Here is a 13,577-nt window from a genome sequence, read left to right as displayed (position 1 = left end):
CAAACAAACTAACTCGACCCTCGACGGGCGCGGAAGTGCAGAATTAGTCTACGAACGAACTAACTCAGCGCGCGGCTGGTGCGAATGGTGGGAATTAGTCTACGAACGAACTAACTCGACCCTTGACGGACGCGGAGGTGCAGAATTAGTCTGCAAACGAACTAACTCAGCCCGCGACGTGTGCGAGAGTGCAGAATTAGTTCGCAAACGAACTAACTCAGCGCACGGCTGGTGCGAATGGTGGGAATTAGTCTACGAACGAACTAACTCGACCCTTGACGGACGCGGAGGTGCAGAATTAGTCTGCAAACAAACTAACTCGGCGCACGCACGGTGCGGAAGGGAGAGCTCAGCATGACCAAGCGGCAGCTCATCATCAATTGCGACGACTTCGGGCAGAGCGCGGCGGCGAACGCGGCGATTATCCACCTGCTGGAGGAGCGGAAGGTGTCCTCGGCGACGGTCATGCCGCCGGCGCCGGGGTTCGAGGAAGCGGCGGCCTGGTGCCGGAAGCGGGGAGCGGCGAACGTCGGCTTGCATCTGACGTTCACGAGCGAGTACGACGCCATCCGCTGGCGCAGCCTCACCGGCGATTCGTCGCTGCACGACGAGAGCGGGTCTATGTACCATACAGTGGAGGAGTTCGAGAGGGGAGCCCGTCCCGAGGCGGTGAAGCGGGAGCTGCGGGCGCAATTCGAGGCGGTGAGCAAGGCCGGCATCCAGATCTCCCATGCGGACAATCACATGGGCAGTCTGTACGGTATGGCGACGGGCAAGAGCTATCTGCCGCAGGCGTTCCTCCTGTGCTCCCGCCGGGGGCTGCCGTTCCGGATGTTCCGCCGCATCTGGCTGAAGGACGCGTTCATGGCGGAGATCGCCTCCCACCCTGGCGCGCAGCGCACGGTGGATATGGCCGCTGCGCTGGCGGATGTGCTGGGCGTCGGTCTGCCGGATTACCTTCTCAGCCATCCCTATCATGTGGAGGAGGGCGAGACGTATGAGTCGTTCCGCCGCTCGATTCTGGCGAAGCTGTATGAGCTGCCGGAGGATGGGGTGAGCGAGACGTATTTTCACCCGGCGGTGGAGGATGAGGAGCTCGCGCAGCGAATACCTTCATGGGAGAAAAGAGTATGGGAATACCGCCTCCTGCAAGAAGAAGACTTCGCCTATGCCCTGAAGGACGCGGGAGTGGAGTTGACGGACTACCGCTACGTGCAAGCGTATCGGAGACGGCCGCGGCTTCCGGCCGCCGTCCGGCTGGCGAAGGCTTTGCTGTTCCGCGGCTGACGCGGCGCGGCAGCGGGACAACACCTTTTTGGACTAGGAGGTAGAATGAAAGGTTATTTAAGCTTAATTCGGTCTCTGCTCGTATATGCCGTCATTGTGCTGGCGCTGTCAGCCACGCAGGTCAATCTGAATATGGTTCACAAGCGTTTCCTGCTGATGATTCTGTTCGCGATTATCTTCATTCCATCTCTTCTATTCGTTGTTCTGCTGGCGATCGATCTGATCGCCCAGGACACGAGAATGATGCGGGTCCGCGTCATCCAAGCAGAAGACGGCGTCCTGAGAGTAACAAAGCCGAACGGGAAGACACGAAGGGTACGGATCCTCCGGAACGACGCTCAGGCATATAGGGTAGGCCGGGAACTCGAGCTGACGTTAACCAGGCGGACCGGACAGGTCTTAGCGGTGAAGCCGGTCGATGCAGGATGAGATTAGCTTTCTTGATAAGCCTTATACAAGGAGGAAGGAATGACAAACTACCGGGGCTCCATTCGCAAGACGCTCGTGTTATCTATCTGGTTCACGCTGCTAGCCGCGCTCCAGCTGGCTCTCAACATTCGCGATGATCGGATCGTATTCGTTATTCTGTATAGCGTCATGCTGGTCGTCTTCGCTGTGCTGCTGATTCTAACGGCGCTGGACCTCATCTTGAAGGATACGACAACGATGCAGGTGCAAGTCATTCAGACGAGACGTGATATCATCAAGGTGCTAAAGCCCAATGGGAGGAAACGAAGAATTCGCGTGGTTAGCGATGAAGCCGGACAGTACAGGGAGGGCCAGCAATTAGAGCTCACGCTGACTAGACGGATTAGACAAGTGTTGGAAGTGAAGCAGCTTGCAGAGGGTGAGAAGTGATGAGGATTGCTAGTTGGAATTGCAATATGGCTTATCGCAAAAAAGCATCCCAGATCTTACCCTATAAACCGGATATACTAGTCGTTCCTGAATGTGAAAGTCCGGAACGGCTGCGCTTTAATAGCTCTTTGCCCAAAGCCAAAGACATGAAGTGGTATGGCGACAACGCAACCAAGGGACTCGGTATTTTTTCTTACTCGGAATTCCGGTTCGAACTTCACCCCCGATATAACCCTGACTACAAGTACATAATTCCTCTATTGGTGACTGGCCCAGTTGAATTCACCCTATTCGCTGTATGGGCAATGAACGATAGAGTAAATCGTGAACATCGTTATATCGGTCAGGTCTGGAATTCTCTTATATATTATGGCCCAGAGGTCAATGGGAATGTTGTTTGGCTAGGAGATTTCAACAGCAATGCAATTTGGGATCATGAAAGGAGAATTGCAAATCATTCAGACGTAGTAGATGTATTGCTGAAGTATCAGATCGAAAGCGCTTATCACCACTTCTATCGAGAAAAACACGGAAGAGAGCTTCTGCCAACTTTTTATATGCATCGCAAAATTGATAAGCCATATCATATTGATTATTGTTTTCTTTCTTCTAAGCTCCTCCACTCGGCATCTAACTTCACAGTTGGTAAGTACTCCGACTGGATCGCATACAGCGACCATGTTCCAATTATCGTTGACCTGAAGATTGAACTTTAAGGAGCGCGGCCGAATGAACCTTGCTAACCGAATCACGATTGCACGGATTCTGCTCATCCCATGCCTCGTCCTATTGCTGCAGCCCTATCCGCAATGGCTGGGGGACGCTGCTCCGCTGTTCGCCCATCTGAATCAATATGGCGTCTACTACGCCGCGGCTCTCTTCTTGCTCACGGCGGCGACGGATAAATTGGACGGCTATGTCGCGAGGAAGTACAAGATGGTCACGAACCTGGGCAAGCTGCTTGACCCGTTGGCGGACAAGCTGCTCATCTCGGCGGCTCTCCTCATGCTTGCGTACCTGCATATGACGCCCGCTTGGATGGTCATGGTCATCCTCGGCCGCGAGGTCGTCGTAACGGCGATCCGAACCGTCGCTTCCGCGAGCGGGATCGCCTTGGCGGCGGATCGGCTGGGGAAGCTCAAGATGGTTGCTCAGGTGGCCGCGATAACGGCTGCGCTGCTGAACAATTACCCTTTCGCGCTCGTGACGGATATTCCGGTTGATCTTATTCTGATGATGATAGCGGTTCTGCTCACCATCTATTCAGGGCTAAATTATCTTCTCCAAAATTACAGGAGGCTCCTTCCGAATCCGTAAGTCCCCGGGAGCCTCGATTGCCTGCTCTCTGCAACTTCGCCGGCTGGGTTCCGTCTATTGGTGTGCTTGGTGTGCATGGATTCCGCAATGCCAAGGGGGGGCAAGCAATGAAGCGCACTTCACTGATCATGCTAATGCTGCTGGTCGTGCTATCGGGGATCGTCTCCTTGCCGAACGGCAAAGCATCCGCTTGCAGCTGCGTAGGCGGCGATGCCAAGGAGAGGCTGGAGCGCGCCTCGGCTGTGTTCGTCGGACAAGTGGTCGATCGAGGCGGGAGGGAATCCTTCGAGCACGGCGATCTAAGAGAGTACACCTTCCGAGTGGAGCAGGCATGGAAGGGCGTATCCGGCAGTCCGATGACGGTCTACAGCTATGACAATGGGGAAGCGGCGTGCGGCTATACCTTCAAGGAAGGCGAGACGTATCTCGTGTTCTCCTACTCAAATGAAGAAGGGGATCAGCTTCAGACCAACCTGTGCAGCGGGAATGTCCCGATCTCGGAAGCGGGAGCGGATCTCGAGTTGCTGGGTGCGGGCATCGCAATCGATCACGATACGAGCGCGCCGATCTACGGGGACTCGAAGTCGTCTTCAAGCAGCCTTACTCTTATGGGCGGGGCTGCTCTGATCCTTGTCATCCTGGCGCTCATCGTCTGGAGAAGGCGGAGCACGCATAGAAGGTAGAGGGTACGAGGCAGAAGAAAGTCTCGCAGAGAGAGGATGGGCGGTTTGATCATCTGGTTGAACGGCGCATTCGGCGCTGGCAAGACGCAGACGGCGTTCGAGCTGCATCGAAGGCTGCCGGGTTCGTTCGTGTTCGATCCGGAGAATGCCGGCTACTACATCCGCAAGAACGTGCCGAGGGAGTTGGCCAAGCCGGACTTCCAAGACTACCCGCTGTGGCGCGAGTTCAATTCTTCCTTCTTGCGATACCTGGACCAACATTACAGCGGCACGCTGATCGTGCCCATGACGGTCGTCGATCCGCGGTACTTCGAAGAGATCGTAGGCCAGCTTCGAAAAGACGGCGTCGTCGTCCGCCACTTCGCGCTGTGCGCGACGAGGGAGACGCTCCTGAAGCGGCTGCGCTCGCGCGGGGAGCGGGCGGCCGGCTGGCCGGCGCAGCAGATCGACCGCTGCTTGGCGGGGCTCGCGGACGAGGCGTTCCGCGAGCATCTGCACACGGACGAGCTGAGCATCCGGCAGGTGGCGGAGACGATCGCGGAGCGGCTCGGCATTGCGCTGCTGCCGGACAACCGGAGCAGACTGAGCCGGTGGAAGGACCGCATCGCGACGCAGATCCGGCATATTCGATTCTGAGTGTAGGGCGAGGAGAATGGTGATGCTGAGACGTTCTATTATAACCATTGTCACGACGCTTCTTCTCGCAGTAGCCGCCGGTATTTCCTTCGTTGGCATTTGGCAGCGGGAGCATCCAGGCGAGAAGCTGTTCGGCAAGCCGGAGGCAACCTTGAAGATCGTCGGGGTGACCTCGATTCGAGTGTATGAGATTCAACGCGACGGAACCGAGATGATCAATGACATAGAGGATGGAGACACGATCGTAGAGATTCTCTCGAAGCTCTCAAGCGCGCAGCGCACCTTCTTCGGAGATCCGGAGCCTATGGGCCAGCTCTATCAAGTGGAGTTCGTGCAGGGCTCCGCAAGCGAAGTCTACGAGCTGAACGATCTCCGGGGCACGGGCTCGACCTTCCAAGCCAAGATCTATCCGCAGCATCCGGAGCGGGACGAGGTGTGGCTCGTGCCGCCGGGTGTTCTCGACGAATTGGTAGTTAAGGCTGCTCCCGCTTAAACTCTTAGACGCACTATATGTACTCCATAACGGAATCAGAACATAGACAGAAGCCCCCGGTTCCTAGAGCCGGGGGCATGTTTGTATTCATTATCGGAGAAGCCCGCAGCGCATGCAGCTTCACGCCATAACGGAACGTCGTTCCGTTATCTGGCCGCAACTACTTGCTCGCAGACGCAATAGAGGAACAGGGTTCCGTTATTCGGGGGTGTTATTCGAGTCCCCGGCTTAAATCGCGGAAATAACGGAACGGCGTTCCGTTATTTCACGTACACCGCGCTTCGGTTCTTCAATAACGGAACCGCGTTCCGTTATGGGGAGCGAGCCTCATCGTCTTGGGGTTCCTTCTTTTATCTCGAAGGCAGATCCTTCGGCACCAGCTTGAAGATCTCTTCCGATTCGAACGCCTCGATCAGCCGGTTCAGCCACGAATAATATCGGATCGCTTCATCAACCTTGGCCTGATCCGCTTGCAATTGCTGCAGGAAGGCTTCGTCCTCTGCGTACTTGGCGCTCAGCTCCTGCAGTTCCGACTTCGACTTGCGCAAGGCGTGGAGATTGATCTCCGACGCTTTCCGCCACTTGAGCGAGAAGAAATCGGCGAATGTTTGGAACCAGTCCAGCTCGACCTCATACAGGTCCTTCCGGGAGCCCTTCTCCCAAACCTTGTTCACCATCTTCAAGTCCACTAGCGTACGCACGGCTGTGCTCATGCTGGTCTTGCTCATCTCCATCGCATGGCCCATCTCGTCCAGCGTCATCGGTTTGTTCTGGAAGAACAGCAGGCCGTACAGATGGCCGGTAGATTGTGTGATGCCATACAGATCCATGTTATTCCCTATGGCCTCGATAACCCTTTTCCTTGCCTTCTGCAACGCCAGCTCTTGCTCAAGGGTCGCACCCTCGATACGCTCCATCTGTATGTTCACCTGACCCTTTGTGATGTTAATCGTTATTGTAAGAAACAACGCCTGCAAAGTAAAGAAAGGCCTCTAACTGAAATAACGAGGAAATCGGAGCATTTGGGAGTAAACTTCGTACAGAATTTACTGTACAAACGGATAATACGGTAAATATCGTTGACAATCATCGCCAGATGTTTTTACACTGGTATACATAGCCGGATTGACATTGAAGAAGAGAGAGGTGAACCAATGGCAATTATTGAGGTACGCCAGGCAACCAAGATCTTCGGTCCTGATCCGGATTCGGCCATTCGCTTGCTGGATGAAGGATGGTCGAAGGAGCGGATCTACCGCGAGAGAAATCATACAGTGGGCGTCAATAATGTGTCCTTCACGGTTGAGCCCGGCGAGATCTTCGTCATCATGGGATTGTCCGGCAGCGGCAAATCCACGCTGGTTCGGATGTTGAATCGGCTCATCGATCCGACGCGGGGGACTATTGCCATTCATGGCCGGGACATCGTGAAGATGAACAAGGAGAGCTTGCTTCGCGTCCGGCGCGAGCAGATCAGTATGGTGTTCCAGAAGTTCGCCCTGTTCCCGCATCGGACGGTAGCGGAGAACGTGGAGTACGGGCTCGAGGTGCAGGGAGTCGCGAAGGCGGAACGCCGTGCGAAGGCGCTTGAAGCGCTGCGTCTGGTCGGACTGGGAGACTGGGCGAACAGCTTGCCGTCGCAGCTGAGCGGAGGCATGCAGCAGAGGGTTGGCTTAGCGAGAGCGCTGGCCAACGATCCGGATATTCTGCTGATGGACGAAGCATTCAGCGCGCTCGATCCGCTGATCCGCAAGGAGATGCAGGACGAGTTGCTAGAGCTGCAGGTGAAAATGAAGAAGACCATCATCTTCATCACGCACGATCTGGATGAAGCCTTGCGGATCGGCGACCGGATCGCGCTCATGAAGGACGGCAGCGTCGTGCAGATCGGCACGCCGGAGGAGATCATGATGAACCCGGCCAACGAATACGTGGAGCGGTTCGTCGAGGACGTCGACCTGTCCAAAGTGCTGACTGCCGCTTCGGTGATGCGCCGGCCGGAGACGATCTCGCTGGATCGAGGGCCGCGGGTTGCCTTGCAGCTCATGCGTGAGAGCGGTATCTCCAATCTGTTCGTCGTGGACCGAGGCCGCAAGCTGATCGGCGTCATTACGGCGGACGACGCTTCCGAAGCGGTACGGGACGGCAGGAGCCTGGAGGATATCGTCATCCGGGATGTCCCTATTGTTAAGCCGGATCTGCTGCTGCATCAGCTGTTCGACATTTGCTCAACCGCTAGACTCCCGGTGGCTGTCGTGGATGATAATGAGCGGATTGTCGGCGTGATTGTCCGCGGCGCCGTGCTGGGCGCTCTGGCCGGCCATCCGGTTCAGTCGGAGTCCGAGATGGAAGAGGAGGTGGCAGTCGATGTCGATGTTTCCTAAACTGCCGCTAGATGAATGGATTGAGGATGTCGTGGATGGACTGGTGAATAACTTGGAGCCGGTCTTCAACGTCGTGACGGTCTGCATCGAGAGCGTGGTGCACGGCATTGCCGATCTGTTCCATTGGATACCGGCGCTGGTCTTGATCCTGCTGTTCACGGCGCTGGCTTATTATTTGGGCAAGTGGAAATTCGCGCTGTTCACCGTGCTGGGCTTGCTATTAATTGATAATCTCGGCTACTGGGACCACACGGTCGATACGCTGGCGCTGGTGTTAACGTCCGCACTCATCTCTATCGTCATCGGGGTTCCGCTAGGCATCTGGTGCGCGCAGAGCGACAAGGTCAGGAGCGTGCTGACGCCGATCCTGGACTTCATGCAGACGATGCCGGCGTTCGTCTATCTCATTCCGGCCGTCACGTTCTTCGGGCTTGGCGTCGTGCCGGGCGTTATCGCCTCGGTCATCTTCGCCGTACCGCCGACCATCCGGCTGACGAACCTGGGCATTCGCCAGGTGCCGGAAGATCTGGTTGAAGCCGCGGATGCCTTCGGTTCGACCCGGAACCAGAAGCTGTTCAAGCTGCAGATTCCGCTGGCGATGCCGTCGATCATGGCGGGCATTAACCAGACGATCATGCTGTCGCTGTCGATGGTCGTCATCGCGGCGATGATCGGCGCGCAAGGCATCGGAGCCGACGTCTACGGGGCCGTCACGCAGATCAAGACGGGCCAGGGCTTCGAAGGAGGACTTGCGATCGTCGTGCTGGCGATCGTGCTGGACCGCATGACGCAGAACATTGTGAAGAGGAAAAGGAGAGGATCGAATGTTTAAACTGTCTACTCGAGCACTGATGGTCGTCGGATTGGCAGGGGCGCTGGCGCTGACCGGCTGCTCCAAGGGGAACTCTAATGCAAGCGGCAGCGTCGGAGATCAGGTGGATTATGAGATCATCGGCATCGATCCGGGCGCCGGCTTGATGAAGCAGACGAAGCAGGCGATGGATGATTATGAGCTGTCGGACTGGAAGCTCGTTGAAGGGTCGGACGCCGCTATGGCGGCTGCGCTGGACAAGGCGTACAAGAACGAGGATCCGATCATCGTCACCGGCTGGACGCCGCACTGGATGTTCGCCAAGTACAAGCTGAAGTATCTGGAAGACCCGAAGGGCTCTTACGGCAAGGATGAAGAGATACATACCATCGTGCGCAACGGCCTGAAGGACGACGCGCCTTCCGCATACGCCATGCTGGATAACTTCGAATGGACAGCCGATGATATGGCGGTCGTCATGTCGGCCGTGGAAGACGGTTCGAAGCCGGAGGATGCGGCTGCGAAGTGGGTAGAAGACAATGCGGACAAGGTGGACGCATGGGTCAAGGATCTGCCGAAGGAAGAGGGCAAGGAGCTCACGGTCGCATATGTCGCATGGGCTTCCGAGATCGCCAGCACGAACGTCGTGAAGCAAGTGCTGGAGGGCCGCTTGGGTTACAAGGTCGAGATGCTTCAGGTTGAAGCGGGTCCGATGTGGGCCGGCATCGCAGGCGGAAGCGCGGACGCGATGGTTGCCGCGTGGCTGCCGACGACTCACCAAGATTACTTCAACGAATATCAAGGGAAGTTCGAGGATCTGGGCGCGAACCTGATCGGCACGAAGCTCGGCCTCGTCGTACCGGAGTATATGGATATTACTTCGATCGAGGATTTGAAGAACTAAGCATTCGGAGAATCACGGTTGAAGAGGCTATTAATCAAGCACCAACTTTCGCTTATCGGGGCGGAGGCTGGTGCTTTTTTTTAAGTGGAACATGATGTAGGGGCTGATGGGGTATAGAGGACAATTCGCAGCCATGTTGAACTACCCGGAGAGATTCGCCACATGATATACGAAGAAGCCGCAGGCTTATGCCGGCGGCTTCTATTCGCAGGGGACGGAATCATGCCGTGTGCTTGCAGCGAGACTAGTTCCCCGTTAGCAGGCGGCTCATCTCTTCCGAAGTCATCGGCTTGTGGAAGAAGTACCCTTGGATCCAATCACAGCCCTCATCCCGCAAGAAGCGATACTGCTCCTCCGTCTCGACGCCTTCCGCGATGACCTTCAGCTTCAGGGTGCGGGCCATCGCCAGAATGGCTTGGACGATCGAGGCTTTCTCCGAATCGCCGGGCACTTCGAAGATGAACGTCTGCGCGATCTTCAGCTCATCGACCTGGAATCGCCTCAGATAGCCGAGCGACGAATAGCCGGTTCCGAAGTCGTCCATGGAGATCCGCACGCCGAGCTGCTTCAGCTCGCGCAGCTTCTCGGCGGTCTCCTGTTCGTCCTCCATGGCAATGGCGATGCCTTCGGTAATCTCGAGCACGAGCCGCTCAGGAGGCAGTCCTGTCTGCTGCAGCGTAGAAGCGACGCGGTCCACGAAGTTCGCTTCGATGAATTGCCGCGGCGAGACGTTGACCGACATCTGGAGGGGCCCGCAGCCCGTGTCCATCCACTGCTTCGCTTGCAGGCAGGCGGTGCGCAGAATCCATTCGCCGATCGGGACGATGAGGCCGCTCTCCTCCGCGACCGGGATGAATTCCGCCGGGGAGACCATGACATCGCCCTGCTTCCGCCAGCGAATCAACGCCTCGACGCCGGCCAATCGCCCGCTGGCGGCTTCGATCTGCGGCTGATAATACAGCATCAGTTCCTGCTGTTCGAACGCGCGGCGCAGCTCGTTCTCCAACACAAGCTTAGCCGCCAAATCCTGACTGAACTTCTCCGTGTAGAGAACGCAGCGGTTCTTGCCGAGAGCCTTCGCCTTGTACAGCGCCGTATCGGCGTTCTTCAGCAGGCAGGCGATCGTTGTTCCATCCCTTGGATAGACGGCGATGCCAATGCTCGCCGACATGCAGAATTCGCCTGGCTCCAGCCGAATCGGCTTCGCAATCTCCGCGAGGATCTCCTGCGCAAGCTGCTGGAGCTCCTGCTCGGAGCCGATCTCCTGGCACAGCATAGTGAATTCGTCTCCGCCCATACGGGCAACGAAATGGCGCTCCCCCGCCAGCTTCGTCAACCGTTCCGTTACCGCATGAATGAGCGAGTCCCCGGCATCGTGACCGTAGCTGTCGTTCACGTTCTTGAACCGGTCCAAGTCGATGAACAGAACGGCCAGCATTCGATGCTCCGCCTTGGACGATTCCGCCTGCTCCAGCGCTTCCTTCGCCTTCATCTCGAAGTAGCGGCGATTCGGCAGCAGCGACAGTTGATCGTAGAACGCGAGCGTTCTCGTACGCTCCAGCATCTGCTGCAGGCGGCCCATCAGCCTGTCATTCTCCAGCAGAATGGTCACTTGACGAATAATGATAAGCCCTACGACCGTTAGGCTGGTGTAGAATACGATGCCCATGTTATAAGATTCCAACCGGCGCAGCATTAAGATGAGAAGCGCCACCATGCTGCCGTAGGTGAGGGCATAGCGGGTTCTGGAGCCGTATCGGGGATCGACCGGCTTGTCGATGTCCTCGGGCGCGACTCGCGCGGAGTAGCTGGCAGCGACCATGATCGTGAAGATCATTCCCGTGTACAAGGGGTCAGACCAGTTGCCGATCCGATAGGTGTTCGAGGCGACCTGCAGCAGATAGACCGTGTCTGCGACGATGTAGAGACAGAATCCGGCGAATAGAGGTAGGACGCTTGCCTTCGGGAACGCTTTGCCATGCATCATGAAGAGACAGCCGAGAACCGCCACATCGGAGACGGGGTATGACGCCGATGTATAGACGCCCCACCAACCCGACCCGGCCAGCAGATAGTCTAGATTCGGCCGAAGGACGAACTCCCAGCTCATGACGGCCGCGCTGACGACGAAGATCATCGTATCGAAGAGAAGGCGGAAGGTCTGGACAGAGCCGCGCTTGTTGGATATCAGATAGATTAGTGCGAACAAATAAATCGCGCTCTGCAGGTTCCAGAACACGTCGCCAAAGCTGACAAGAGGCGCCTTAATATTCAGCAGCTGATCGTAGGTAATCCAAGAGAGCTGCGCTGCGGCATAACATGCGCTGGCCCAGGAGATGAACATCCAGAATCGCCGGCGGTAGCGGCCATGGCAAGCTCTGGCTAGATGCTGCAAGGCGAAGACGGAGAATAGGTAAGGAAGGGTCTCGATCGCCAAGATCAGATCGGGATGGCGGGACAAGAAGGGAAACAAGGCATATTCGGCGGAGATATATAAGGCAAAGCAAATGATCAAGTGCTTCGGTTGTAAGAATCGAACCATTCCTGCACTCTCCTCGCCCATGATGTTGGTCTGGGATGTGGATGGGAGCGACGGGAGCCGCCATAGGCAGCATAGGATAGCCCCCGGTCCGACAAGAGAACCGGGGGCTGCGGCACCGTCGTTGGATCGTTTAGAAGAATTTGAGCAGCTCCGCCTTAACCGCATCATTCGTGCCGCCGACGAGCGTCTGACGCTGCGGCTTATCGAACAGAGCCTCTATCTGCGGCGGGAACTTCTGCTCGATCTGGAGCAGCTCGATCGCCTCGCCGAACTTCGCCGGATGCGCAGTCGCCAGCGCTACCGTCACATCGCCCGGCGCTGCGAGCTTGCGGGCTGCCGCGACGCCGCAAGCCGTATGCGGGTCGAGCAGGTAGCCGTACTCGTCCTGCACCTCGCCGATCGTGGCGAGACACTCGTCGTTCTGTACGCCATAGGCCGCGAAGTCCTTCTGCACCTGCTGCAGCTTGTCAGCCGGGACGGCGATCTTGCCGTCACGCTTGAAGGCGTCCATCAGCATCGCTACGGTTGCCGCATCCTCGCCGTACAGATAATAGAGGTAGCGTTCGAAGTTGCTCGCCACTTGAATGTCCATGGACGGGCTGTACGTCATATGGAATTCGCCCGGCTCGTACACGCCCTCGCGGACGAAGCGCTCGAGGATGTTGTTCTCGTTCGTCGCCAGCATCAGCTTGCCGATGGGCAAACCCATCCTTTTGGCCAAGAAGCCTGCGAAGATGTCGCCGAAGTTGCCCGTAGGCACGCTGAAGTTGACCGTCCCGGACGCTTGTCCGCGGTTCTCCAGCTGGAAGTAGGCGTAGAAGTAGTAGACCGTCTGCGCCAGCACACGGGCGATGTTGATCGAGTTGATCGCGCGCAGGTGATACTGTTGCTTGAACGCGACGTCGGCGAACAGCTCCTTGATGATGCGCTGGCAGTCGTCGAAGTTGCCGTCCACCGACAGGTTGAGCACATTGGCGTCGTCCACCGTCGTCATCTGCAGCTCCTGCACCTTGCTCACCTTGCCGTGCGGATGAAGGATGCAGATGCGGATGCCTTCCTTGCCGCGAACGCCCTCGATCGCCGAAGCCCCCGTGTCGCCCGACGTTGCGCCGAGGATGTGGATGACGGCATTCTCGCGGCGCGAGATGTAAGAATATAAGTTGCCGAGGAATTGCAGCGCAATGTCCTTGAACGCGAATGTCGGCCCGTGGAACAACTCCAGAATCTCCAGATTGTCGTCCACCCGGCGAACGGGCGTGACGTCCGGGCTGCGGAATGTCGCATAGCTGTCGTCGACGAGCTTCTGCAGGTCGGCGCGCGGAATCTCATTGCCGATATAGAGAGAGAACAGCTCCAGCGCGAGCTCCGGGTAGGAGAGCTGCCGCCACTGCGCGAGCGTGTCCGCCGATAGCTGCGGGATAGTCTTGGGAACGAGCAGGCCGCCGTCGTCGGCCAGTCCCATCAGAACGGCGTCGATGAAGCCGATTGCGCCTACTTTGCCCCGAGTGCTGATGTAGTCCATAACGATCCCCTTGTGCAAGCGATTTTCAATAATTGTAACAAATATCAGTCTGTTTCCCAACCGGTATTTTGGAGGATATTGGCGGACGGAAGGGGCGCCCCTGAAGTTCCCGTTAGGAGTTGGGCGCAACTAGTGTATAA

Annotated in this window: 14 protein-coding genes; 11 read left to right on the top strand and 3 right to left on the bottom strand. The window is 57.1% G+C overall.

From position 1 onward, the window contains the following. Positions 1-354 precede the first annotated feature (354 nt). The 8 genes from H4Q31_RS06875 to H4Q31_RS06840 all read left to right on the top strand — a co-directional run bounded on the left by H4Q31_RS06875 (position 355) and on the right by H4Q31_RS06840 (position 5,274). Complete coding sequence (locus tag H4Q31_RS06875; protein ID WP_185178340.1) at positions 355-1,287, top strand: polysaccharide deacetylase family protein; 933 nt, start codon at positions 355-357, stop codon at positions 1,285-1,287. A gap of 45 nt (positions 1,288-1,332) precedes the next feature. After that, complete coding sequence (locus H4Q31_RS06870) at positions 1,333-1,716, top strand: hypothetical protein (RefSeq protein WP_185178339.1); 384 nt, start codon at positions 1,333-1,335, stop codon at positions 1,714-1,716. Positions 1,717-1,755: 39 nt separating this feature from the next. Continuing rightward, a complete protein-coding gene (locus H4Q31_RS06865) occupies positions 1,756-2,145 on the top strand; it encodes a hypothetical protein (protein ID WP_185178338.1) in 390 nt (129 codons plus the stop codon). Beyond that, positions 2,145-2,861, top strand: a complete 717-nt coding sequence (locus H4Q31_RS06860) for an endonuclease/exonuclease/phosphatase family protein (protein ID WP_185178337.1) — start codon at positions 2,145-2,147, stop codon at positions 2,859-2,861. The genes H4Q31_RS06865 and H4Q31_RS06860 overlap by 1 nt, the downstream gene beginning before the upstream one ends. Positions 2,862-2,874: 13 nt before the next feature. Beyond that, positions 2,875-3,462, top strand: coding sequence for a CDP-diacylglycerol--glycerol-3-phosphate 3-phosphatidyltransferase (gene pgsA / locus H4Q31_RS06855; RefSeq protein WP_185178336.1), 588 nt, complete (start codon positions 2,875-2,877; stop codon positions 3,460-3,462). 107 nt (positions 3,463-3,569) lie between these two features. Then, positions 3,570-4,145 (top strand): hypothetical protein, encoded by a 576-nt coding sequence (locus H4Q31_RS06850; RefSeq protein WP_185178335.1) that lies wholly within the window; start codon positions 3,570-3,572, stop codon positions 4,143-4,145. A 45-nt stretch (positions 4,146-4,190) separates the two neighbouring features. Next, positions 4,191-4,781, top strand: coding sequence for an ATP-binding protein (locus tag H4Q31_RS06845; RefSeq protein WP_185178334.1), 591 nt, complete (start codon positions 4,191-4,193; stop codon positions 4,779-4,781). A 22-nt stretch (positions 4,782-4,803) separates the two neighbouring features. Beyond that, complete coding sequence (locus tag H4Q31_RS06840; protein WP_185178333.1) at positions 4,804-5,274, top strand: hypothetical protein; 471 nt, start codon at positions 4,804-4,806, stop codon at positions 5,272-5,274. Between the two features lie 350 nt (positions 5,275-5,624). On the opposite strand, the gene H4Q31_RS06835 is transcribed toward H4Q31_RS06840, so the two are convergent. Continuing rightward, positions 5,625-6,191, bottom strand: coding sequence for a GbsR/MarR family transcriptional regulator (locus tag H4Q31_RS06835; RefSeq protein ID WP_185178332.1), 567 nt, complete (start codon positions 6,189-6,191; stop codon positions 5,625-5,627). 237 nt (positions 6,192-6,428) lie between these two features. Here H4Q31_RS06835 and H4Q31_RS06830 point away from each other — a divergent pair, with 237 nt between their 5' ends. Genes H4Q31_RS06830 through H4Q31_RS06820 form a run of 3 tightly spaced genes read left to right on the top strand, consistent with a single transcriptional unit; the run spans position 6,429 to position 9,373 of the window. Beyond that, the gene (locus H4Q31_RS06830) at positions 6,429-7,658 is read left to right on the top strand and encodes a quaternary amine ABC transporter ATP-binding protein (protein WP_185178331.1); all 1,230 of its coding nucleotides are present in this window, start codon (positions 6,429-6,431) and stop codon (positions 7,656-7,658) included. Then, the gene (locus tag H4Q31_RS06825) at positions 7,648-8,490 is read left to right on the top strand and encodes an ABC transporter permease (protein ID WP_376698224.1); all 843 of its coding nucleotides are present in this window, start codon (positions 7,648-7,650) and stop codon (positions 8,488-8,490) included. Before H4Q31_RS06830 ends, H4Q31_RS06825 begins: the two co-directional genes overlap by 11 nt. After that, positions 8,483-9,373, top strand: a complete 891-nt coding sequence (locus H4Q31_RS06820; RefSeq protein ID WP_185178329.1) for a glycine betaine ABC transporter substrate-binding protein — start codon at positions 8,483-8,485, stop codon at positions 9,371-9,373. The genes H4Q31_RS06825 and H4Q31_RS06820 overlap by 8 nt, the downstream gene beginning before the upstream one ends. Before the next feature lie 244 nt (positions 9,374-9,617). Here the strand turns inward: H4Q31_RS06820 and H4Q31_RS06815 are convergent, their stop codons facing one another. Next, entirely contained in the window at positions 9,618-11,915 is a 2,298-nt protein-coding gene (locus H4Q31_RS06815) for a putative bifunctional diguanylate cyclase/phosphodiesterase (RefSeq protein ID WP_185178328.1), read from the bottom strand. Between the two features lie 130 nt (positions 11,916-12,045). Continuing rightward, on the bottom strand, positions 12,046-13,437 hold the full coding sequence (gene thrC / locus H4Q31_RS06810) for a threonine synthase (protein WP_185178327.1): 1,392 nt from the start codon (positions 13,435-13,437) through the stop codon (positions 12,046-12,048). Positions 13,438-13,577 lie beyond the last annotated feature (140 nt).

The sequence above is a fragment of the Cohnella lubricantis genome, assembly GCF_014212015.1.
Taxonomy (GTDB): Bacteria; Bacillota; Bacilli; order Paenibacillales; family Paenibacillaceae; genus Cohnella; species Cohnella lubricantis.
The sequence above is the reverse complement of the archived record's forward strand: the minus strand, read 5'-3'. Positions and strand labels throughout refer to the sequence as shown.